This window comes from Nocardia sp. alder85J (assembly GCF_020176955.2).
Classification (GTDB): Bacteria; Actinomycetota; Actinomycetes; order Mycobacteriales; family Mycobacteriaceae; genus Nocardia.
In genome coordinates this window covers 67,965-90,325 of the sequence record NZ_JAIUCZ020000015.1, presented here as the reverse complement: position 1 = coordinate 90,325, position 22,361 = coordinate 67,965, and the positions used below count along the sequence as shown (strand labels likewise).

Below are 22,361 nucleotides of genomic sequence, written 5' to 3'. Positions count from 1 at the left end.
GGCGACGATCTTTTCGACAGCAGGTGAAGGCGAAAGGGATCGATATGTCCGGGAACCGAAAGCAGTTGCACCTCAATGCCTTCCTGATGTCGGTCGGACATCACGAGGCCGCTTGGCGGCTGCCGGAAAGTGATCCGCACGCCCACATCGACATCGACCACTACGTCCGGCTGGCCCAGCTGGCCGAACGCGGCAAACTCGACTCGATCTTCTTCGCCGACGGTCCGGCGCTACAGGGAGATCCGGGCCGCAGGCCGCTGGGTACGCTGGAGCCCACCGTGATCCTGACCGCCGTGGCGGTGCAGACCAGCCGCATCGGGCTCATCGCCACCGCCTCCACCAGCTACAACGAGCCCTACAATCTGGCCCGGCGGTTCGCCTCGGTGGACTGGGTCAGCCGCGGGCGGGCCGGCTGGAACATCGTCACCACCGCCGGGGACGACGCGGCGCGCAACTTCGGCCTCGACGGCGCGCCCGAACATCGCCGCCGCTACGAGAAGGCCGCGGAATTCGTCGAGGTGTCGACCAAACTGTGGGACAGCTGGGAGGACGACACCACGGTCGCCGACAAGGAACTGGGCATCCACACCGATTCGTCGCGAGTGCACCCCGTCGCGCACGACGGCGAATTCTTCCGGGTGGCAGGCGCATTGAACGTACCCCGGCCGCCGCAGGGGTATCCGCTGCTCGTGCAGGCGGGTTCGTCGGAGGACGGCAAGGATTTCGCGGCCCGCTACGCCGAGGCGGTCTTCACCGCACAGCAGACCCTCGCCGACGGGCAGGCGTTCTACACCGATCTCAAGCGGCGGGCGGTGGAATCGGGCCGGGACCCCGACACGATCAAGATCCTGCCCGGCATCGTGCCGGTCATCGGCGACACCGAGGAACAGGCCCGCGCACTGGATGCCGAACTGGAGCGCCTCATCTCGCCGGAGTTCGCCCGCGCCCAGCTGTCCCGCCAGTTCGGCCTGCCCGTCGAGGAATTGGATCTGGATGCCGAACTGCCCGACACGCTGCGCGGCGAGGACGAGATCGAGGGTGCCAAGAGTCGCTACACGCTGATCGTGAATCTGGCCCGCCGCGAACATCTCACGCTGCGGCAGTTGATCGCCCGCCTCGGCGGCGGTCGCGGGCACCGCACCTTCGTCGGCACCCCCGAACAGGTCGCCGACACCATCGAGGAGTGGTTCGACGCGGGCGCGGCCGACGGATTCAACATCATGCCCGCGGTGCTGCCCTCCGGACTGGAGCGTTTCGTCGACGATGTGGTCCCGATCCTGCAACGGCGCGGGCTGTTCCGCACCGAGTACACCGCCACCACGCTGCGCGGTCACTACGGATTGGACCGGCCCGCCAACCGGTTCGCCGAACCGGTCACGGTGAGCTGAGCACCGGCCCCGGTGCGCCGAGCCGTCACCGGCCGGCGGCCCGGGCCGGGAGCCGCCTCAGATCGCCGGCGTGGCGCTGGATTGTGCTGCCGCGATGAGCTTTTCCAGGTCAGCCACGGTCGCCAGGTCCGCGGGCGCCTCGTCGCCGCCGACCGGCTGCAGGTCGAACTCTGATTCCAGCGCCACCGAAAGCTCCACCAGCGCCATGGAACTCAGGCCCAGATCCTCGATGAGCCGATCGTCGCCGCCGATCTCCCGATCGACCTTGGCCAACCGGCCGACGATGGCCCGCACCCGGGCCGAGATGCTGTCGTTCATGGTGTCTTCTCCTGCTGTCGTGACTTCGGATGATCAGGCGTCGGTCAGCCGGACCAGATGCGGCCGGCCCCAGATCTCGGCGTACCGGTCGAGTCCGGTTTCGACACCGGCGTCGAAGGCCGCCGCGGCGGCGGGCCCGTACTGCGCCAAGCCGATGCTGCCCAGTTGCCGCACGGCCCGGTCACGCGCCGTCGACCAGGCGTCGCGCAACTGTGCCCCCAGATAGTTCGACGCGGCCCGGATCATCGGGACGTGCTGCCGGGCGTGCGGCGCGACCAGCACGATCGCGGCCAGCCCGACCGCGTCCAGATACGCCGCGACCAGCGGCTGCGCGAGCCCGGTCGCGACGGCCCGCCGCGCCGCCAGGACACCGAACGAGATGTGCCGCGACTCGTCGCGGGTGACGTTGGTCAGGCCCTCGTCGAGGGTGTGCAGTTCGAGCGCTTTCGCGCGCCTGCGGTTGGTGCGCAGACCGGTCACCGCCAGCACGCCTTCGGTGACCAGGTGGTAGTAGACCGAGGCTGTGCACCAGCTGACCGGGTCGCCACCGCTGGTGTGCACCGCACGGGTGACGCGCCGCAACTCGGGGTCGAAGTAGTGGCCGTAGTCCGTCCGGGTCCGCATGGCGGCGAGCTCGGACTCCGAACCCACCCCCGCGACGCGGTCCAGATAGGTCTGGAAGAACAGGACGTGCCGGGCCTCGTCCGCCAGCTGGGTGGCGAGATACAGCTGATCGGATTCGGTTCCCGCATGCTCCACCAGGGAGCTGAGCGTGGCGGTGACCGACACCTCGCCGATCTCGATCTCGGCCAGCGCGCCGAGCAGTTCCGCGCGATGATGCGGGCCGAGTTGCTCCCACACCACCCGGTCGCGGTCGAAATCCAGCGCGGCCACGGTCCAGTGCTGATTCTCCCAGCGGTCGTAGAGCGCACGCGCGCCGGCGGAATCGCCGGTGCGGCCGGGGGCGGGCTCGTCGGTGAGGGCGGTGTCCAGGTCGTCGACGAGTTCGGTTGCGCTCATGCGGCGTCTCCGTCCGGGTGGATCGTGGTGTGGGTTTCCCAGGGTGGCGGGGTCGGTGCGACAGCGCGCCAGGTGGTGTGGACGAGCATGCCGGGCAGCCGGCCGTCGGTGACCACCTGCCACATGACCCGGCGCCGCGGCTTGCCGCTCGACGTGCGCTGGATCGCCCCGGAGGTCGCCCGAACGATCACCAGGGCCACTGCGTCCGACGTGCGGGCCGCCATCAGCGTGGTGATGCGGGAGACGAGGTCGTCGTCCAGGTCCGCCTGTACGACGATCACGGCGGTGTCGACCAGATCGAGGGTGCCGAGCAGCACGGCGACCTGGCTGGTGACCAGACCGAGTTCGCGGGCGATCTCCAGTTCCACGTCCTCGGCGTGCACCGCGGCGCCGCGGACCTTGAGACTGTCGCCGATGCGGCCGATCACGAACAGGCTGCCCTCGACCAGGACGCCCGAGTCGCCGGTGCGGAAACCGCCGCCGGCGAAGCGGTCGTCCGGGCCGCCGGGGTCGGCGTCGCCGTGGTGGTAACCGGCCGTCACCGAGGTCCCGTGCACCCGGATCTCGCCGAGATATCCCTCGGGCAGCGGATTTCCGGATTCGTCGATGATCTCGATCCGCGTCCCGGCCGCGGGGGTGCCGCACTCCGTCAGCCAGGTTCCGGTGTGCGGTGCGTCCGCCCCGAGGATTCCGGTCGCCCCGAACTTCACCGGCTCACCGATGCGGACCGTGGGTTCGGACAGCTCCCGGATGAGCGATTCCTCGCCGACGGTGACGCCGGCGGCGATCAGCGTGGTCTCGGCCATACCGTACGCGGGCATCAGTGCGGCGGTGCGGAATCCGAACGGCTCGACCGCGCGGACGAATTCGGCCACCGCGGCGGGATCGATGCGCTCGGCGCCGAGCACGGCCACCCGGCACGGCGAGAAGTCCATTCCGGCAAGCTGTTCCGGCTGCACGCGGCGGGCCGCGTAGAGGTAGCCGAAGGGCGGGCCGCCGGTCAGCGTCGCACCGTCCTCGCCGAGGCAGCGCAGCCACCGCAGCGGGTCGCGGATGAACTGCTGGGGCGTCATGAGCCACAACGGGATCTGCGATGTCACCCCGAGCAACAGGCTCATCAGGCCCATGTCGTGGTAGTGCGGCAGCCACAGCGCCGAGCTGTCGCCGGCGGACATCCCCATCCATCGGTGCAGGGCGGAGACGTTGGCGCACAGGTTGTCCCGGGTGACCCGGACACCCTTCGGGGTGCCGCTCGAGCCCGAAGTGAATTGCAGCAGCGCCAGATCCGGGATCGCGCGGGCGTCCGGCCGCGCCGGCGCGTCGGCCGGTTCGGCGCCGACCCGCAGCACCGCGGGCACCGGCGCACAGGTGGCGGCGGTCGTGGTGGCGACGGCGGCCGTGCTGTCGTCCACCAGCACCGCCGCACAGCCGCTGCGGTGCATGAGGGTGGTCAGGTGCGCGCTGTAGCGTGCACCGTTGCCGAACGCGGCGGGCGGGGCCACCGGAACCGGTGTGCAGCCCGCGCCGAGCGTCCCGAAGAACCCTGCGATGAAGTCGGCTTGCCGGGCGAACAACAGCATCACGTTCGCGCCGGGGGCGATCCGGGCCGCGCGCAGGTGCGCGGCCGTCGCGGCCGCGGCGGCGGCGAGTTCGGTGTAGGGCCGATACGTCCAGCCGTCCGCGCCGTCGGCGACGTGGACTCCGCGGTCGGCACTCGGGTCCGACAGCCAGTCGTTGAGCAGCATGGTGCGAATCCTTCTAGGAGACAGCCGAATTCGGCGAATCGGCGGGGGTTGCGGCCGGGCGGGCCCGGCGCGGCAGGACGCTGATCACGGCGGCCGCGGCCGCCGGCACCGCGACGACCGCGAAGGCGGGCCGGAACCCGGCCACCAGGGCGTCGCCGACCGCGGATCCGGACAGCATCCGATGTGTGCCGATCGTCGACGCGATCGATGTCGCCGCGGCGATGCCGAGGGCGCCGCCGATCTGGCCGGACGTGGTGAACAGGCCCGCGCCCGCGCCCGCCTCGGCCGGTCCGAGACCGTCCATGGCGAGCACGGTGTTCGACACCGCCGAGAGTCCGAAACCGGCACCCAGCGCGATCAGCGGCACGAGCAGGTTCACCAGGTAGGAGGCGTGCGTGCCCGCGCTGATCAGCCACAGCCCGCTCACCACGGACGCGATCGCGCCGGCGAACGCGACCGCCTGCGCACCGATCCTCGGAAGCGCCCGCCGGGCAACGAGAGTGGCGAGCACGATGGCGGCGCCGGCGGGCAGGAACAGCAGTCCGGTTCGTAATGCGCTGTAGCCGAGCACGTCCTGGCACAGCCGGGTCAGCAGGAATTTGGCGGGATAGCCGAAGGCGAACACCAGCAGGTAGGTCAGGCAGGCCCGGAGGGTGCTGCCGTTGGCGAACAGGTGCACCGGCACGATCGGCTGTGCCGACAACCGCTCGGCGACAACGAAACCGGCGACCAGCACGATGGCCGCCGCCAGGGCCGCCAGCGTCCCGTGATCGCCCCAGCCCTGATCGCCGGCCCGGATCAGCGCGTACACCACCGTGATCAGCGTCGCCGTACCCAGCAGCGCGCCGAGCACGTTCAGCCGTCGCGGGATCGTCGGCGGCGTGCTGAGCACCAGCGGCGCGGCGATCAGCAGCACCAGTCCCACCGGGACGTTGACCCCGAACACCCAGCGCCACGACGCTTCCCCGGTGAGGATGCCGCCCAGCAGTTCGCCCATCATGGCGCCCAGCCCGCCCATCGCGCCGTACAGCGCCAGCGCCGAGGTGCGCGCCCGTCCCGCCGGAACCATGGTCGCGATCAGGGAGATCGCGGCCGGGCTGATCATCGCGCCGCCGACGCCCTGCACCAGCCGGGCCGCGACGAGCAGCGCGCCGCTGCCGGCCAGCCCGCACGCCAGCGACGCGGCGGTGAACACGACGATGCCCGACAGGAAGACCCGCCGCTTGCCCAGCACGTCCCCGAGGCCGCCGCCGAGCAGCAGCAACCCGCCGAAGGTCAGCACGTAGCCGTCCGCGATCCACGCCAGACCGGAGCCGCCGACGTGCAGCGACCGGCCGATCGAGGGCAGTGCCACGTTCACGATGGTGGCGTCGAGCACGACGATGAACTGGGCCAGGCAGATCAGCGGCACCGCGTAGCGCGAGAACCGTTTGCCCTGTCCCGCAGCCGGATCGGCCGAGACGATGGTGTCGCTCACGGCGCCACCGCCGTCGTCCGGGCGGACGAGTAACGCTCCCGGCACACGCCGCGCCGGGCCTTCCCGCTCGTCGTCACCGGGATGGTGCCGGTGGCGGTGAGGGTCACGTCCCGGACGGGGACACCGTGACTCGACGCCACCGCCGTGGCGACGGCCGCCGTGACCGCCTCCGGGTCCGGCACCTGCGCACCGTCGACCTCGAGGACGAGCGCGACCGCGTCCGCGACGCCGAAGGCGACCGCGCGCCGGACCGGCACGCCCGCCGCAGCGGCGGCCGTGCGCTCGAGGTCGAACGGGTAGTGGTGACGGCCGGCGATCGTGATCAGGTCCGCGAGGCGGTCGAGCACGAACAACTCGCCCGCATTCATCGCCCCGAGGTCGCCGGTCGGCAGATAGCGCACGCCGTCGAGCACCACCGCGGGGTCCGGCCGCCCCCAGTAGCCGGCGCTGATGTTGTCACCCGCGAGCAGGATTTCACCGGTGTGACCGTCCGGCCGGTCGGCGCGGGTGACCGGGTCCACGATCCGGACCCGGATTCCCGGCGCCGGCACGCCGCTGCCGATCAGTGCAAGATCGCCAGAGCCGGGGACGAGCACGCCGGTCGACAGCAGGTCCCGGCTCACCCGCGTCGTGGTCCACGGGGTGCCCGGTGGGCAGGACGCCACCAGCGCGACGGCCTCGGCCATGCCGTAACACGGCAGCAGCGCAGTCGGATTCAGGCCCGTATCGGCCAATCCGTCGGCGAAGGCCCGCAACTCGTCGTGGGATACGGTGTCGGCCCCGACGCCGATCGCCCGCAGACTCGACAGATCGAATTCCGCGCGCTGCGCCACCGGCACCCGCTGCAACAGCATCCGGCAGGCGAAGGCGGGCAGCGGGGCGAATTGCGCTCGGTACCCGCTGATCCGGTGCAGCCACTGCTTCGGGAAGCGCACGAAATCCAGCGGGTCCATGACGACATTGCGACGACCGTCGAAGATCGGGGCCAGCAGCTGGACGACCAGGCCGAAGTCGTGGAAGTGCGGCATCCAGCCGACCGTGGTCTCCTCCGGTCCCGGTGCGAACATCGACGCGAGCATGGCCAGGTTGGCCAGCGCATTGGCGTGGGTCACCCGCACGCCCCGCGGGGAACCCGTTGTGCCCGAGGAGTATTGGAGATAGGCGAGATCGCCCGGCGCCACCGCCGGCAGGGCCCCGGCCCCGGCCGGGGCGACGGCCTCGACATCCGAGGCGGCCCAGGGCGTCACGCCTGCGTCGAACAGCGCGCTCCACGCACCGGCCGTCAGGATCAACGCCGGGTCGCAGTCCGCCACGATGTGGCCGAACCGGTCACGCATCGGCCCCGGCAGCGGCGGCGGCACCGGAACCGCGACGACCCCGGCCGTCAGGCAGCCGAAGAAGGCCGCGACGAACTCGGGGCCGGCCGGATAGGCCAGCAGCACCCGCTCACCCGGTTCCACTCGCCGTAACAGCAGTGCGGCAATGGATTCCACTCGCGAGTACAGCTCGGCATAACTCGGTGCGGCGACGGCGCCGCCCGCGCTCGGAAACTCCAGCGGCGCCTGGTCCGGCGCCGCGGCGACCCGAACCCGCAGCATTTCTTCCAACGTTCGCATGAGCCTCTTCCGTGACAACAGCGATTCGGCATACGACCACGCGGAAACCACATGGTCACTTCGGATTTCGACCCGGCTCGGACAACCTTCCTGTCGCAGAAGCTATCTGTGTTCCGGCATCGAATGCCGTCGCGGAGATGAACGGACAACCAATGATTGCCGGGCTTTTCGTGATTCACATGCAACAACGAACGTGTCATCGAATGGACAGATTCGGTTTCCCACTCGGGTACCGACCGGTCTTCAGCGGCGGACAGCATCCGTGCCCTACCCGTTCGACAGAGAGCGTCCGATGACGTCGATGTTGCAGAGCTCGTTCATGCAGGAGTCCGCCCGCATGGCGCCCGAACACGGACCGGTATTCGCGCGCCGGCTGTTCAACCTGGAATTCACGTTCGTCACCGGCGCCGAACTCGTCGCCGAACTGGCCGACGACAACCGGTTCGAGAAGCATGTGGTACCGGCGCTGCAGGTGGTGCGCCCGCTGATCGGCGACGGCCTGCTCTCCGCGCACAACCACGAACCCACTTGGCACACAGCGCACGACCTGCTGATCCCGGCGTTCTCACAGACCGCGATGCGTCACTACCACACGCTCATGACCGAGGTCTGCGGCCGGTTGACCGATTCCTGGGACCGGTCCGCCCGGGAGGGCGGCAGTGTGGACGTGACGGCGTCGATGGCGAAGGTCACCCTCGAGATCATCGGCCGCACCGGCTTCGGCTACTCGTTCGGGTCCTTCGATCGCGACACTCCACATCCGTTCGTGACCGCCCTCGACGAGGTGCTCGACCACGGCCAGCGATCGGTCACCAGTCCCGCGATCGCCGGCCGCTTCCTGGGCAAGCGGATGGCTGAGCGCAACAACGAGAACGTCACCTACCTCAGGGATGTCGTCGACGAGGTGATCGCGCGCCGCAGCCGCGGCGATCACGGCACCGATCTGCTGGGGCTGATGCTCGACTCCGATGTGCTGGACCCGGTCAACATCCGCTACCAGGTGCTGACCTTCCTCGCGGCCGGCCACGAGACCACCTCCGCGGCAATGTCGTTCACCCTCTACTACCTCGCCGCCAATCCCGGGATCGCCGAACGGGCGCGCGCGGAGGCGGAATCGGTGCTCGCGGCGCCCGAGCCGCAGTTCGCCGACATCGCCAGGCTGCGGTACCTGCGCCGGGTCATCGACGAGTCGCTGCGGTTGTGGCCGACGGCGCCGGGATACGCCCGGAAGGCCAAGGCGGACACGGTGCTCGGCGGACGCTACCCGATGCCGGCGGGGGAGCCGTTCTTCGTGCTGCTGCCCGCGCTGCACCGGGAACCGGTGTGGGGCGCCGACACCGACGCCTTCGACCCGGACCGCTTTCTGCCCGAACGTGTCCGGGCTCGCCCGCCGCACTCGTTCAAGCCGTTCGGCACCGGCATGCGGGCCTGCATCGGACGCCAATTCGCCTTGCATCAGATCGCTCTGGTCATCGCGACGATCCTCCGCCGCTACGACCTCGCGCTACCCACCGACTACCGGCTCACCGTAGCCGAGGGGATCACGTTCAGCCCTGTCGACCTCACCCTGAACCTCTCGCCACGCCGGGCCTAGGTCTTGTCTCCCAATAGTTTGAGCCATTCGACTACGAGGGCCATGACGACGCCTGCACGGTAGGTCAGCGCCAGCTTGTCGTAGCGGGTGGCGACGGCCCGCCACTGTTTGGCCTTGTTGAAGGCCCGTTCGACGACGTTGCGTCCCTTGTACGCCTCCCGGTCGAACGAGGGCGCCCTGCCACCGTCACGGCCCTTGCGTTTCCGATTGGCGAGCTGATCGGCACGCTCGGGAATGACAGCTCGTATCCGTCTGCGGCGCAGCAGTTTCCGATTCGCTGCCGACGAATACGCCTTGTCGCCGAGCAGTGCGTCCGGATTCGTCCGTGGTGCCCCGCCGCCGAGGCGGGGCACCCTGACACCGTCGAGCACCTCACCGAGAAAGGGACTGTCGCCGGCCTGACCGGGCGTGATCAGCACCGACAGGCCGCGACCGGCACCATCGGTGATCAGGTGGATCTTCGTCGTCAGCCCGCCACGAGACCGGCCGATCCCGTGATCGGCAGGCTCATCGAGCAGATTCGTGTAATTCGAGGGAGCCCCCTGTGTGGCGGGCGGCGTTCGCACCGTGCTGGTGAACCCGCACGATCGTGGTGTCGATCGACGCCACCCAGTCCAGATCACCGGACACGTCGGCCAGCGCGGCCAACGCGATCAGCACCTTGTCCCACGTCCCATCAGCGGCATAGCGGCGATGGCGCTTCCACACCGTCTGCCACGGCCCGAACACCGCCGGCAGGTCCCGCCACGGCCCGCTGACCCGCAGCCGGTACAGCAATCCCTCCACGATCAGGCGGCTATCACTGAAGTTACGGCCCACGCGCCCTTCGGATTTCGGCAGCAGCAACTCCAGCAACTCCCACTGCGCATCCGTCAACACCCGAAACCGATCACCAACCACAACCACGACGACCATGCTGCCGCACCGCCACCGATCTATTGGGAGACACGCCCTAGGTCTTGTCTCCCAATAGTTTGAGCCATTCGACTACGAGGGCCATGACGACGCCTGCACGGTAGGTCAGCGCCAGCTTGTCGTAGCGGGTGGCGACGGCCCGCCACTGTTTGGCCTTGTTGAAGGCCCGTTCGACGACGTTGCGTCCCTTGTACGCCTCCCGGTCGAACGAGGGCGCCCTGCCACCGTCACGGCCCTTGCGTTTCCGATTGGCGAGCTGATCGGCACGCTCGGGAATGACAGCTCGTATCCGTCTGCGGCGCAGCAGTTTCCGATTCGCTGCCGACGAATACGCCTTGTCGCCGAGCAGTGCGTCCGGATTCGTCCGTGGTGCCCCGCCGCCGAGGCGGGGCACCCTGACACCGTCGAGCACCTCACCGAGAAAGGGACTGTCGCCGGCCTGACCGGGCGTGATCAGCACCGACAGGCCGCGACCGGCACCATCGGTGATCAGGTGGATCTTCGTCGTCAGCCCGCCACGAGACCGGCCGATCCCGTGATCGGCAGGCTCATCGAGCAGATTCGTGTAATTCGAGGGAGCCCCCTGTGTGGCGGGCGGCGTTCGCACCGTGCTGGTGAACCCGCACGATCGTGGTGTCGATCGACGCCACCCAGTCCAGATCACCGGACACGTCGGCCAGCGCGGCCAACGCGATCAGCACCTTGTCCCACGTCCCATCAGCGGCATAGCGGCGATGGCGCTTCCACACCGTCTGCCACGGCCCGAACACCACCGGCAGGTCCCGCCACGGCCCGCCGACCCGCAGCCGGTACAGCAATCCCTCCACGATCAGGCGGCTATCACTGAAGTTACGGCCCACGCGCCCTTCGGATTTCGGCAGCAGCAACTCCAGCAACTCCCACTGCGCATCCGTCAACACCCGAAACCGATCACCAACCACAACCACGACGACCATGCTGCCGCACCGCCACCGATCTATTGGGAGACACGCCCTAGCGCGCTCGCGCCGGTGGCCGGCTCTGCCCGCGCGCGATGATCACAGCCGTGCCGTCAGCCGATCAGGCCCTCGAGTTCCGCGATCGACCACGGCGGCTGGTCGGCGTGGTCGCGGTAGGCCACCGGCACGGTCGCCGGCCGCGCCGATACCGCTGCCGCCGCCGACCACGACCACTCCGCGGTCGGCGAACATCTTCTCCTCGGACATGTCTCCCTCGATTTCGTCGGGGCCGCCGGACCTCGTCAGAACAGTTGCAGCGCTTCCAGTTTCGCCTGCAAGCGGTCCAGGTGGGCGAGGATGTCGCCGGGGGACCTGTCCGGGAGCCCGTACAGCACGTCGGTGACGCCCTCGGCGGCCCAGCTCGCCAGGCGCTCGCCGTCCGGCTTGAAGTCCAGCGCTACCACCCGGGGCCGGCCCGCACGGCCCGCTTCGGCCCAGATCTTCTGCAACAGTGGCAGTCTCGCGGAGATATCGGTTTCGGTCGGGGTGGTGATCCAGCCGTCCCCGGTGCGCGCGATCCAGCGGAAGGTCTTCTCCGTGCCCGCGGCGCCGACCAGCACCGGGATGTGGGACTGCACCGGCTTGGGCCAGGCCCAGCTGGGTCCGAAGTTGACGTATTCGCCGTCGTAGGCGGCCTCTTCGCGGGTCCACAGTTCCCGCATGGCCTCCACGTACTCGCGCAGCACGGTGCGCCGCTTCTGCGGCGGCACCCCGTGATCGGTGAGTTCGTCGGTGTTCCAGCCGAATCCGGTGCCGAGGGTGACCCGGCCGCCGGAGAGGTGGTCCAGCGTCGCGATCGTCTTGGCCAGGGTGATCGGGTCGTGCTCGACCGGCAGCGCGACGGCGGTGGACAATTCGATGCGCTCGGTCACCGCCGCCGCCGTCGCCAGCGCCACCCAGGGATCCAGGGTGCGGGTGTAGCGATCGTCGGGCAGCGAGGCGTCTCCGGTACCCGGATGCGCCGCTTCGCGTTTCACCGGGATGTGGGTGTGCTCCGGGACGAAGAACGATCGGAAGCCGCGCTCCTCGGCGGCCACGGCGGCCGCCGCCGGCGTGATGCCGCGATCGCTGGTGAACAGGACGATGCCGGCGCGCAGCGGGCCGGCGGCGGGTGATGCCACGATATCCACTCCTGAATGTTCGAGATCGGCGGGTCAGGCCGGGGTCGCGACCAGCTTGGTCTCGAGGTACTCCTCGAATCCGGCGACGCCCATCTCCCGGCCGATACCGGACTGCTTGTAGCCGCCGAAGGGCGCGTCGGCGTGGTACCACAGCCCGCCGTTGACGCTCAGCGTGCCGGTGCGCACGCCGGACACCACGCGCTCCACCCGCTCCGGATCGGTGCCCCACACCGAACCCGAAAGGCCGTAGGGGGATTCGTTGGCCAGCCGGATCGCGTCGGCATCGTCGTCGTAATCGATCACCACGAGCACCGGGCCGAAGATCTCCTCCTGGGCCACCGTGGAGTTGTTGCCGAGTCCGGTGATGAGGGTCGGGTCGATGAAGAAGCCCCGCGGCCGCTTCCCGGGCCGGCCACCGCCGACCTCGATCGTGCCGCCCTCGCTGCGCGCGATCTCCAGATACCGCTCCACCCGCTCCCGCTGCCGTGCGGAAATCAGTGGGCCGCAGATGGTTCCGGGCTTGGTGGGATCACCGGCCCGGATGCCGGACAGCGTCCCCGCGGCCGCGGCCACCGCCTCGTCGTGCCGCGAGCGCGGCACCAGCAGGCGGGTGGTCAGCGCGCAGCCCTGCCCGGCGTGCATGGCGACGGAGAAGGCGGTGTAGGCCGCCGCGGCGGCGATATCGGCGTCGTCGAGCACGAGAGCGGCCGACTTGCCGCCCAGCTCGAGGAAGGTGCGCTTGAGATTGGCCGCGCCGCCGATCATCACGGAGCGACCGGTCGCGGTCGAGCCGGTGAAGGTGATCATGTCGACCCGCGGATCCTCCACCAGCCGGGCGCCCAGGCGGTGATCGGTGGCGGTGACGATGTTCAGCACCCCCGCCGGGATGTCGGTGTGCTCGGTGATCAGCGAGCCGAGAGCGGCTGCGCACCACGGGGTGTCGGGCGCGGGCTTGAGCACCACGGTGTTGCCCGCGGCCAGCGCCGGCCCGATCTTGGCCAGGTTGATCTGATGCGGGAAGTTCCACGGCGTGATGGCCCCGACGACACCGGTCGCCTCGCGCCGGATCACCCGGCGGCTGGCGATGCCCATCTGCTCGGCGACGCCGAGATCGGTTTCCCAGCTGTAGCTCTCGGCCAGATCGGCGGCGAAGCTCAGGTCGGCGACCGGGCCCTCCAGCTGCGGTCCGCTGGTGAGCATGACCGGCGCGCCGACCTCGGCGACGGTGATCTCCCGCAGTTCCTCGATGTGGGCCTGCATGGCATCGCGCAACTGGCGCAGGCAGTGCGCACGCAGGGCCGGGTCGCGCGACCAGCCGGACTCGTCGAAGGCCGTCCGGGCCGCCGCGACCGCGGCGTCCATGTCCTCGGCGGAGGCGTCGGCGGCGTGGCCGAGCACCTCCTCGGTGGCCGGATTGACGGTGGCGAAGACGCCCGAGCCACCGGGGACCAGCTTGCCGCCGATCAGCAGAGGGGTGCCCTCGGAAGGGACGAGGCCGTTCATGTGCAGGCTCCGATGCATGTCTGGACAGGTGTTCGGAATATAGTTCGAATCCTTGATCGAATGCAAGAATCGCAAGGCCGTTGTGGTGAGCGGACGTCGGTGATACCGTCCAGACACATGTCCAGCTGTGTGTCTTCCTGGAGGGGGACGTCATGACCTCGGCCTCGCTCGAGCCGTTCACGTTCGACCCCTACGACTACCGGTTCCACGACGACCCGTACCCGACCTATCGGCGGCTGCGCACCGACGCACCGCTGTACCACAACCCGGAGCTGAACTTCTGGGCGTTGTCGCGGCACTCGGACGTCATCACGGCCTTCCGTGACCACGTCCGGCTGTCCAGCGCCAACGGGGTCTCCCTGGATCCCGCGGCCTGGGGCCCGCACGCGCACAAGACGATGTCCTTTCTCGCCATGGACGATCCGCGGCACGTGCGGATGCGGCGCCTGGTGTACAAGGGCTTCACCCCGCGCCGGGTCCAGGAGATGGACGAGCGGATCCTCGAACTGACCCGTGAGCATCTGGAACCGGCGCTGGCGCGCGGAACCTTCGACTGGATCGAGGATTTCGCGGGCAAGCTGCCGATGGACGTCATCTCCGAACTGATGGGGGTGCCGGTCCCGGATCGCGCCGAGGTACGCCGGCTCGCCGATCTCGTGGTGCACCGCGAGGAGGGCGTGCTCGACGTCCCGATGGCCGCCATCGAATCGGCGCTGTCGCTGATCACCTACTACAGCGACATGGTCACCGCCCGGCGCAAGTCGCCGACCGAGGACCTGACCTCCGCGCTGCTCGACGCCGAGATCGACGGCGACCGGCTCACCGACGAGGAGATCATCGGCTTCATGTTCCTGATGGTCGTCGCCGGCAACGAGACGACCACCAAACTGCTGGGCAATTCGGTCTATTGGGCCGCCCGCAACCCGGAGGAGTACGCCAAGGTCGCCGCCGACCCGGGCCTGGTGCCGGACTGGGTGGAGGAGACGCTGCGCTACGACACCTCGAGCCAGATCGTCGCCCGCAGCGCGGCGACCGATATCGAGATGTACGGCGCCACGATTCCGGCGGGCTCGAAGGTGCTGCTGCTGATCGGCTCCGCCAACCGCGACACCGAGGTGTTCGAGGACGGTGACAGCTACCGCATCGACCGGCCCGACAAGGGCAACCTCGCGAGTTTCGGCGCCGGCGTGCACTTCTGCCTCGGCGCGCACCTGGCCCGCCTGGAGACCACCATCGCCCTGCGCGAATTCGCTTCGCGCGTCCGCGCTTACGAGCTCATCGAGTCCGGCATCGAACGGGTGCACTCGACGAATGTCCGCGGCTTCGCCACACTCCCCCTCACCGTAGAGGTCCGCTAGATGCCCCGTTTCGAACCCCATCCCGACCGCCGGCCCGTGCTGATCGCCGGCGCCTCCTCCGGCATCGGCGCGGCGACCGCCGAGGCGCTCGCCGAACTCGGCCATCCGGTGGCGCTGGGCGCGCGCCGCGTCGAACTGTGCGAGGCGCTGGCCGCGAAGATCACCGGCAACGGCGGTGAGGCGTTCGCCCATCGGCTCGACGTCACCGACGGCGATTCGGTCGACGCGTTCGTCACCGCCGCCGAGGCCGCGCTCGGCCCGGCCGAGGTCGTCGTCTCCGGGGCCGGTGACATGACCTTCGGCTTGATTCACGAGATGACCCCGGCGGAATTCGGGGCACAGATCGACGTCCATCTGGGCGGCGTGCACCGCCTGGTGCATCGGGTGATTCCCGGCATGATCGCCCGGCAGCGCGGCGATTTCGTGATGATCAGCTCCGACACCGCGAACCATCCCCGGCCCCGCGCGGGCGCCTATCCCGCCGCCAAGACCGCCGTCGAGGTGATGGCCCGGCAGCTGGGGATGGAGCTGGAGGGGACCGGCGTGCGGGTCTCGCTGGTCCGGCCGGGCCCGACCATGACCGGGATGGGGACGACCACCCCCGCGGACGTTCTCGGGCCCGTGCTAGAGGACTGGGTGCGCTGGGGTTTCGCGCGGCATCCGGAGATGCTGCGCGCGAGCCACCTGGCCGGCGCGATCGTCGCGGTGGTGTCGGCCCCGCGTGGCGCGCACATCCAGCTGACCGAGGTGCAACCGGAAGCCCGGGTACTGCCCGCCGGTTCCTGACCGCCCGCAGCCACCGGAACATCGACAGAATCACCGAAAGGAATACTGCCATGGCCGATTTCGATCGCGCCGAACTCGACGAGATGGTGCGGCGCTGGCTGCAGGCCAACCACGAGTGCGAGGAGGCGGGCGACTGGCGTCCGCTGGCGGACTACTACACCGAGGACGCCACCTACGGCTGGAACTACGGGCCCACCCAGGAGTTCATGGCCGTCGGGCGCGACCAGATCCGCGACATCGCCATCGGATTGGAGATGGACGGGCTGGAGGGCTGGACCTATCCGTATCAGGACTGGGTCATCGACGATCGCAGCGGCAACCTGATCGGCCTGTGGAAGCAGGTCTCCGATCGGACCCGGCCCGACGGCACCCACTATTCGCCGGAAGGTATCGGCGGCAGCTGGTTCCGCTACGGCGGCGACTTCCGGTGGTCGTGGCAGCGTGACTTCTTCGACTTCGGCAACGTCTCCGCGCTGTTCGTGGAGATGATCACCGCGAACGCGCTGTCGGAGGGCATGCAGCAGCGGATCGCGCGTACCGGATCCGGGCCGCTGCCTGGCTGGTACCGGGTCGGCACGGCGCCGGTGCCGCTGTGGTGAACGAAACCTCCACCGCCGCCAGCGGTTTCGCGGATCTGAGCCGGGACGAGCTGGCGGTGCTCGTGCCCGAACTGCTGCTGAGCGGGCATCTGATCGACCGTTCCGGCATGGCGCACAGCATCGCCGCCTTCGGGCGCGAAGGTATGGCCGCCGTCGCGATCGAGGAGTGGCAGACGGCCAGTCCCGTCTACACCCGGCGCATGCAGCGCGCGCTGAACTTCGTCGGCGACAGCGTCGAGACGATCTTCAAGGCACTGCAACTGGATGTCGGCGCACCACCGCAGTTCATGGACTTCCGGTTCCGGGTGGACGACCACGACCACGGCGAATTCTGGCTCGACCACTGCGGGGCGCTCGCGGATGTGGAGCCGATGGGCGAGTCGTATGTGCGCTCGATGTGCCACGACATCGAGGACCCCACCTTCGATGCCACCGCCCTGGCCACCAACGCCCGTGCCCAGGTGCGGCCGATCCACCGGCCGCCCCGGGTGCCCGCCGACCGGCATCCGGTCTGCGCGTGGACGGTGATCATCGATCCGTCGCACGAACCGCCGCCGATTCCGCCGAACTCGGACCGGCTCGCCGAGTGCCGGGCCGCCGAATTGTCCTTGGACCCCATCGATCCCACGGATGCGGGTACCGCGGACTACTCCGGGCCGCTGCTGAGCGATCTGCGGTTCGCCGACTTCTCGCGGTCGGCGCTGATCCGCATCGCCGACGAGGTGTGCCTCCAGCATCACCTGCTGGCACGGGCGTTCCGGATCTCGGTCGCCTCCCGCACCGACGCCGACGCCGACATCCTGCGCAAGAGCTTCACCGGTATCGCCGGACTCACCTCCGAGCGCATTCGCGACGCGCTGGGCCTCGGTGACGACGATGCGGGCCTGGCCCGGGTGCTGCGGCTGCATCCGGCCTGGAATCCGTTGCGCTACAGCGGCGCCGAGGTCGAGCATACGGAAGCCGGAGTGCGGCTGCGGCTTCCGAAGCACAGCCCCGCCCTCGAGGACGAGGTGTGGCCCTCGGTGATCGACGCCGAGCACCTGGCGCCGCTGGAGGCCATGGCACGCGGGGTGAACCGGCGGTACGCGGTCGAGGTCCTCGCGGACACCGAGGCGGAGTTGTCGATCGGTTTCGCGCTGGCCGACAAGCCGTTCCGCGAATCCGGTGAGGTGGCGATCACCCGGATCAGCACCGGAGCGAACTTCCGCTTCACCGATCGCGGCATCCCGCTGCCCCTGACGGTGGTCTGAATTCGGCGCCGTCCCACAACCCGGCAGTGGTCCGAACACAGATGAGAGACGAATTACCATGGCGTGTAACTTCGCTGACCTGTTCGAGCACTCGGTGGACGCGATGGGCGACCGCATCGCGCTGATCCACGGCGACCGCCGCGTCACCTACGCCGAACTCGAGGCGCGGGCCGACCGGCTGGCCGACCACCTGGCCACGACCGGCCTGGGCCGCGGCGATCACCTGGGTTTCCAGATGCACAACAGCATCGAGACCATGGAGACCCTGATCGCCTGCTTCAAGCTGCGGATGGTGCCGATCAACGTCAACTTCCGCTACGGCGTGGAGGAGCTGTGCTACCTCTACGACAACGCGGACCTCGACGTGCTGGTCTACCACCGCAGCTACGAGCCGGCAGCGGCGGCGGCGCTGCGGCGATCGCCGCGGGTGCGGCACGCCCTGGTCGTCGACGACGATCTGGGCAGCGCACAGGTGCCCAGCCACTCCACCTGCTACGAGACCGCGCTGGCCGGGGGCTCCCCGCGGCGGCGCGCGATCGAGCGCAGCGCCGACGACTTGTTCATGATGTACACCGGCGGCACCACCGGCCTGCCGAAGGGGGTGATGTGGCGGCAGGAGGACATGTGGCGGGTGCTCGGCGGCGGCATCGACTTCTACACCGGCGAGCCGGTCGCCGACGAGTTCCAGCAGTCCCGCACGGGCGCCGAGAGCGAGCCCAGCACCTGGCTGGTGCTGCCGCCGCTGATCCATCCCTCGGCGATGATGCCGACCTTCACCGCGCTGTGGACCGGCAACACCGTCGCCCTCGAATCCACATTCGACGCGGATCGGGTGTGGCGCACCGTGGTTCGCGAGCGGCCGCAGGTGCTGGTGATCACCGGGGACGCCATGGCCCGCCCGCTGCTGGACGCGCACGCCACCGCCGAGGGCGACACCGGCTCACTGGCGATCCTCGCCTCCGGCGCCGCGCTGCTGTCACAGCCGGTGAAGAACGCGCTGCTGGAACGATTCCCGGCCGCACTCATCTCGGACTCCATCGGATCCTCCGAAACGGGTTTCGGCGGTATGGGTTTCGCGACCAAGGACGACGATCCCAGCCGCGGCCCGCGGGTGCGGATCGGCCGCGGCGCGGTGGTGGTCGACGACGACGGCCGGCCGGTCGCCGTCGGCGAGGAGGGCTGGCTGGCCAAGACCGGATCGGTGCCGCTGGGCTACTACAAGGACGAGGCGAAGACCGCGAAGCTGTTCAAGACGGTGAACGGGGTCCGGATGGTGGTCACCGACGACCGGGCCCGCGCCGAGTCCGACACCGCCATCATGTTGCTCGGCCGCGGCAACATGGTGATCAACACCGGCGGTGAGAAGGTGTACGTGGAGGAGGTGGAAAGTGTTCTCAAGGCGCATAATTCGGTTTGCGACGCGGTGGTCGTCGGCATCGCGCACGAGCGCTGGGGCCAGCAGGTCGCGGCGGTGCTCTCCGCCGCGGACGCGGACGGGCCCGATTTCGAGGACCTCATCGCCCACGTGCGCCGTCATCTGGCGGGCTACAAGGTACCCCGCACTCTCTGGGTCGCCGAGACGGTGGTCCGCTCCCCCAGCGGTAAACCCGACTATCGCTGGGCGCGGGACTACGCCGGCGGCCGCACCCCGGACCATCGGGTCGGAACCGGCGGCGATCGCTAGCCGTGCCGCAACGACCCTGGTCGTGACACTACAGTAGGATTCAGACACATGTCCGAACTCGCATCCACCGGCATCGAGGCGACTCGACGGCGACTCACCGAGAAACAGGCCGACACCGTCGACCGGCTCACCACGGCCGCGGTCGATGTACTGTCGCGAGAAGGCTACTCCGGCACTACAATTCGACTCGTCGCCGCTGCCGCGGGAGTCGGCACCGCCACCGCCTACACCTATTTCTCGTCCAAGGAGCACCTCATCTCGGAGGTGTACTGGCGCCGTCTGATCGCCGCGCCGCCGCTGGAGACCGACGAGAAGGATCCGGCCACCCGCGTGGTGGCGGTGTTGCGCCAGGTTTCGCTGCTGGTGGCCGATGAACCGGCGCTGGCGAGTGCGGTGAGCAGCGCGCTGCTCGGCGACGATCCGGATGTCCGGCATCTGCGGGTGCGCATCGGCACCGAGATCCGGGGCCGATTGTCCGCGGCGCTGGGCTCGGCCGATACCGAGAGTCTGTCGATGCTCGAACTGCTCTACTCGGGCGCGCTGTTGCAGGCGGGCATGAATCTGCTGTCCTACGAACAGGTCGCCGATCTGCTGGAGATCTCGGCGCGGCGCCTGCTGGCCGATCGCGGGGCCTGATCCGGAACCCGCCCCGGCCTTCATCTTCCGGCCCGCCCGACGGCCCCGACCGCAACCCTGCGGCCGGGGCCGTCGTGGTTGTGCGGGCTTCGCTCCCACCGTGAGGCTTGTCGAGGGGATCTCATTCATAGTAGCGTCCAGACAGATGTCCATGATGTGTCTGGACAGCCATACGGAAAGGATTCTCCGGTCCGCGAGGACGTCAGTCCTGTCAGGAGGAATGCAGTGTCAGCTCCGTCCATCCCCGCCGGCTTCGATTTCACCGATCCGGCCCTCTGGGAGACCCGTAATCCGATTCGGGAATTCGCCGAACTGCGCCGCACCGCGCCGGTGTGGTGGAACCCGCAGACCGACGAACAGTCCGGCGGTTTTCGCGACGGAGGATACTGGGTCGTCTCCACACACGAGGACATCAAGGAGGTCTCGCGCAACGCGGAATTGTTCTCCGCGTCCCGGAAGGGGACCGTCATCCGGCTGCCCGGCGAGGTGACCCCCGAGCAGATCGAGATCACCGGCGCCCTGCTGCTCAACATGGATCCGCCGAAGCACACCAAGATCCGGCGGATCGTCGCCAAGGGCTTCAGCCCCCGGGCCGTCGAGGGATTGCGGGCCGCCCTGGCCGAGCGCGCGGCCGCCATCGTGCACGCGGCCCGCACCGAGGGTCACGGCGATTTCGTCGAGCAGGTGGCGTGTGAGCTGCCGTTGCAGGCCATCGCCGAATTGATCGGCATCCCGCAGGAGGACCGGCACAAGCTTTTCGAGTGGTCCAATCAGATGCTCAACTACGACGACCCGGAATACGGGGGCGCCAGTACGGCGGAGGTCTCGGCGCGGGCATCGATGGAAATCCTCGGCTACGCCTGGAACATGGCCGAGGCGCGGCGCGCCGAACCGCTCGGCGATATCGTGAGTCAGCTCGTGCACGCCGATATCGACGGTGAGGCACTGGCTTCCGAGGAATTCGGTTTCTTCGTCATCCTGCTCGCGGTGGCCGGAAACGAGACCACCCGCAATGCCATCACGCACGGCATGAAGGCATTCGTCGACAATCCCGAGCAGTGGGAGCTGTACAAGCGGGAGCGGCCGCGCACCGCGGTGGACGAGATCGTGCGCTGGGCCAGCCCGGTGACCGTGTTCCAGCGCACCGCCACCGCGGACACCGAACTCGGCGGGCAGCGCATCCGCGCGGGTGATCGCGTCGGATTGTTCTACAGCTCCGCCAATTTCGACGAGGACGCCTTCGAGGATCCGTTCCGGTTCGACATCACCCGCGATCCCAATCTGCATCTCGGCTTCGGCGGCACCGGCGCGCACTTCTGCATCGGGGCCAACCTGGCGCGGCTGGAGATCGGCCTGATGTTCGACGCCATCGCCGAGGTGATGCCGAATCTGACCGAACTGTCGGCGCCGAGCCGGCTACGGTCGGGCTGGATCAACGGCATCAAGCACTGGCAGGTCCGGTACGAATAACCCGGCCCGGGAACGACAACGGCCCGGACGGAGATCCGTCCGGGCCGTGCGACCTCCGGCCCATCCGGCCCTGGTGATGCCGAAAGGCGTTCGCGCTCAGGCCTTGTGCGGCACGGCGGTGACGAGCCCGCCGTCCACCACGAACTCCGAACCGGTCGCGTAGGAGGCCTCGTCGCTGGCCAGGAACAGCACGAAGGTCGCGACCTCGGACGGCTGCGCGGGCCGGCCCAGCGGGATGGTCACCAGATCGTCGGGGATCTGCTCGGTCATCGGGGTCCGGATCAGGCCCGGATGCAGCGAATTGACCCGGATGCCGCGGGGGGCCAGCTCGAGCGCCGCGGACTTGGCCAGACCGCGCACGGCCCATTTGGAGGCCACGTAGCCGTGCGCCCAGGGCGCGCCGCGCAGGCCCTCGATCGAGGACACGTTGATGATCGAGCCGCCGCCGGCGGCGGTCATCGCGTCGACCACCGCGCGCATGCCGAGGAAGGTGCCGGTGAGGTTGACGTCGATGATCCGGCGCCACTTCTCCAGATCGAACTTCTGAAGCGGTCCGCCGTTGATGATGCCGGCATTGTTCACCAGCACGTTCAGCCGGCCGTAGGTGGCGACCGCATCGGCCACCGCGGCCTGCCACTGCTCCGGATCGGTGACATCCAGATGTACGTAACGCGCTGCGGCGCCGAGCTTCTCGGCGACCGCCTTACCTTCGTCGTCCAGGACGTCACCGATGACGACCTTGGCTCCCTCGGCCACGAGCAGCTCCGCGTGCGCCGCGCCCATGCCGCGCGCGCCGCCACTGATGAGTGCCACTTTGCCGTCTACTCGTCCCATGGTCTGCACGCTAACATACCGACTGGAAGCCAATCCAGACTACTGTCCA

The 22,361-nt window shown here is 69.2% G+C and carries 19 protein-coding genes; 9 read left to right on the top strand and 10 right to left on the bottom strand.

Annotated features, from left to right (window positions below):
• The first annotated feature begins 44 nt into the window (after positions 1–44).
• The gene (locus LBW94_RS39910) at positions 45–1,388 is read left to right on the top strand and encodes an LLM class flavin-dependent oxidoreductase (RefSeq protein ID WP_225060716.1); all 1,344 of its coding nucleotides are present in this window, start codon (positions 45–47) and stop codon (positions 1,386–1,388) included.
• Between the two features lie 57 nt (positions 1,389–1,445).
• On the opposite strand, the gene LBW94_RS39905 is transcribed toward LBW94_RS39910, so the two are convergent.
• The 5 genes from LBW94_RS39905 to LBW94_RS39885 are packed head-to-tail and all read right to left on the bottom strand — an operon-like array spanning position 1,446 to position 7,564.
• Entirely contained in the window at positions 1,446–1,706 is a 261-nt protein-coding gene (locus tag LBW94_RS39905) for an acyl carrier protein (protein ID WP_225060717.1), read from the bottom strand.
• A 33-nt stretch (positions 1,707–1,739) separates the two neighbouring features.
• The gene (locus tag LBW94_RS39900; protein ID WP_225060718.1) at positions 1,740–2,726 is read right to left on the bottom strand and encodes a hypothetical protein; all 987 of its coding nucleotides are present in this window, start codon (positions 2,724–2,726) and stop codon (positions 1,740–1,742) included.
• A complete protein-coding gene (locus LBW94_RS39895) occupies positions 2,723–4,471 on the bottom strand; it encodes an AMP-binding protein (protein WP_225060719.1) in 1,749 nt (582 codons plus the stop codon). Before LBW94_RS39895 ends, LBW94_RS39900 begins: the two co-directional genes overlap by 4 nt.
• Positions 4,472–4,484: 13 nt before the next feature.
• Positions 4,485–5,948 carry an MFS transporter gene (locus LBW94_RS39890; RefSeq protein ID WP_225060720.1) on the bottom strand — a complete coding sequence of 488 codons (1,464 nt, stop codon included), beginning with the start codon at positions 5,946–5,948 and terminating at the stop codon, positions 4,485–4,487.
• Complete coding sequence (locus LBW94_RS39885) at positions 5,945–7,564, bottom strand: AMP-binding protein (RefSeq protein WP_225060721.1); 1,620 nt, start codon at positions 7,562–7,564, stop codon at positions 5,945–5,947. The genes LBW94_RS39890 and LBW94_RS39885 overlap by 4 nt, the downstream gene beginning before the upstream one ends.
• Positions 7,565–7,856: 292 nt before the next feature.
• Here LBW94_RS39885 and LBW94_RS39880 point away from each other — a divergent pair, with 292 nt between their 5' ends.
• On the top strand, positions 7,857–9,158 hold the full coding sequence (locus LBW94_RS39880; protein WP_225060722.1) for a cytochrome P450: 1,302 nt from the start codon (positions 7,857–7,859) through the stop codon (positions 9,156–9,158).
• Here the strand turns inward: LBW94_RS39880 and LBW94_RS39875 are convergent.
• From LBW94_RS39875 to LBW94_RS39860, 4 genes are all read right to left on the bottom strand, one after another.
• Positions 9,155–10,073, bottom strand: a protein-coding gene (locus LBW94_RS39875) for an IS5 family transposase (protein WP_266271503.1) whose coding sequence is annotated in 2 segments (ribosomal slippage) — positions 9,155–9,707 and positions 9,706–10,073 — 921 coding nt in all. Because the reading frame shifts where the segments join, the coding sequence is not laid out codon by codon here. The two genes, LBW94_RS39880 and LBW94_RS39875, sit on opposite strands and share 4 nt — an antisense overlap.
• A gap of 37 nt (positions 10,074–10,110) precedes the next feature.
• A protein-coding gene (locus LBW94_RS39870) for an IS5 family transposase (protein ID WP_266273261.1) occupies positions 10,111–11,029 on the bottom strand; the annotation gives its coding sequence in 2 pieces (ribosomal slippage) (positions 10,111–10,663 and positions 10,662–11,029; 921 coding nt in all).
• Between the two features lie 284 nt (positions 11,030–11,313).
• Positions 11,314–12,168 carry an LLM class F420-dependent oxidoreductase gene (locus LBW94_RS39865; RefSeq protein WP_225057998.1) on the bottom strand — a complete coding sequence of 285 codons (855 nt, stop codon included), beginning with the start codon at positions 12,166–12,168 and terminating at the stop codon, positions 11,314–11,316.
• 57 nt (positions 12,169–12,225) lie between these two features.
• Positions 12,226–13,695, bottom strand: coding sequence for an aldehyde dehydrogenase (locus LBW94_RS39860; RefSeq protein ID WP_225057986.1), 1,470 nt, complete (start codon positions 13,693–13,695; stop codon positions 12,226–12,228).
• Positions 13,696–13,847: 152 nt separating this feature from the next.
• On the opposite strand from LBW94_RS39860, the gene LBW94_RS39855 reads away from it, so the two are divergent.
• From LBW94_RS39855 to LBW94_RS39825, 7 genes are all read left to right on the top strand, one after another.
• Complete coding sequence (locus LBW94_RS39855; protein WP_225057985.1) at positions 13,848–15,053, top strand: cytochrome P450; 1,206 nt, start codon at positions 13,848–13,850, stop codon at positions 15,051–15,053.
• On the top strand, positions 15,054–15,839 hold the full coding sequence (locus tag LBW94_RS39850) for an SDR family oxidoreductase (protein WP_225057984.1): 786 nt from the start codon (positions 15,054–15,056) through the stop codon (positions 15,837–15,839). It abuts the gene before it with no gap.
• Positions 15,840–15,889: 50 nt separating this feature from the next.
• On the top strand, positions 15,890–16,438 hold the full coding sequence (locus LBW94_RS39845; RefSeq protein WP_225057983.1) for a nuclear transport factor 2 family protein: 549 nt from the start codon (positions 15,890–15,892) through the stop codon (positions 16,436–16,438).
• Positions 16,435–17,688, top strand: coding sequence for a hypothetical protein (locus LBW94_RS39840; RefSeq protein ID WP_416277052.1), 1,254 nt, complete (start codon positions 16,435–16,437; stop codon positions 17,686–17,688). Before LBW94_RS39845 ends, LBW94_RS39840 begins: the two co-directional genes overlap by 4 nt.
• A gap of 58 nt (positions 17,689–17,746) precedes the next feature.
• Positions 17,747–19,372: an acyl-CoA synthetase gene (locus tag LBW94_RS39835; RefSeq protein ID WP_225057981.1), complete on the top strand. Its 1,626-nt coding sequence runs from the start codon at positions 17,747–17,749 to the stop codon at positions 19,370–19,372.
• 48 nt (positions 19,373–19,420) lie between these two features.
• Entirely contained in the window at positions 19,421–20,008 is a 588-nt protein-coding gene (locus LBW94_RS39830; RefSeq protein ID WP_225057980.1) for a TetR/AcrR family transcriptional regulator, read from the top strand.
• A 225-nt stretch (positions 20,009–20,233) separates the two neighbouring features.
• On the top strand, positions 20,234–21,478 hold the full coding sequence (locus LBW94_RS39825) for a cytochrome P450 (protein ID WP_225057979.1): 1,245 nt from the start codon (positions 20,234–20,236) through the stop codon (positions 21,476–21,478).
• 96 nt (positions 21,479–21,574) lie between these two features.
• Here LBW94_RS39825 and LBW94_RS39820 read toward each other — a convergent pair whose 3' ends face one another.
• A complete protein-coding gene (locus LBW94_RS39820; protein ID WP_225057978.1) occupies positions 21,575–22,312 on the bottom strand; it encodes a glucose 1-dehydrogenase in 738 nt (245 codons plus the stop codon).
• Positions 22,313–22,361 lie beyond the last annotated feature (49 nt).

Bases quoted from the DNA above. Each gene is read 5' to 3' on its own strand.
- LBW94_RS39910 (WP_225060716.1), top strand. From the start codon at position 45: ATGTCCGGGAACCGAAAGCAGTTGCACCTCAATGCCTTCCTGATGTCG.
- LBW94_RS39905 (WP_225060717.1), bottom strand. From the start codon at position 1,706: ATGAACGACAGCATCTCGGCCCGGGTGCGGGCCATCGTCGGCCGGTTG.
- LBW94_RS39900 (WP_225060718.1), bottom strand. From the start codon at position 2,726: ATGAGCGCAACCGAACTCGTCGACGACCTGGACACCGCCCTCACCGAC.
- LBW94_RS39895 (WP_225060719.1), bottom strand. From the start codon at position 4,471: ATGCTGCTCAACGACTGGCTGTCGGACCCGAGTGCCGACCGCGGAGTC.
- LBW94_RS39885 (WP_225060721.1), bottom strand. From the start codon at position 7,564: ATGCGAACGTTGGAAGAAATGCTGCGGGTTCGGGTCGCCGCGGCGCCG.
- LBW94_RS39880 (WP_225060722.1), top strand. From the start codon at position 7,857: ATGACGTCGATGTTGCAGAGCTCGTTCATGCAGGAGTCCGCCCGCATG.
- LBW94_RS39860 (WP_225057986.1), bottom strand. From the start codon at position 13,695: ATGAACGGCCTCGTCCCTTCCGAGGGCACCCCTCTGCTGATCGGCGGC.
- LBW94_RS39855 (WP_225057985.1), top strand. From the start codon at position 13,848: ATGACCTCGGCCTCGCTCGAGCCGTTCACGTTCGACCCCTACGACTAC.
- LBW94_RS39850 (WP_225057984.1), top strand. From the start codon at position 15,054: ATGCCCCGTTTCGAACCCCATCCCGACCGCCGGCCCGTGCTGATCGCC.
- LBW94_RS39845 (WP_225057983.1), top strand. From the start codon at position 15,890: ATGGCCGATTTCGATCGCGCCGAACTCGACGAGATGGTGCGGCGCTGG.
- LBW94_RS39835 (WP_225057981.1), top strand. From the start codon at position 17,747: ATGGCGTGTAACTTCGCTGACCTGTTCGAGCACTCGGTGGACGCGATG.
- LBW94_RS39830 (WP_225057980.1), top strand. From the start codon at position 19,421: ATGTCCGAACTCGCATCCACCGGCATCGAGGCGACTCGACGGCGACTC.
- LBW94_RS39820 (WP_225057978.1), bottom strand. From the start codon at position 22,312: ATGGGACGAGTAGACGGCAAAGTGGCACTCATCAGTGGCGGCGCGCGC.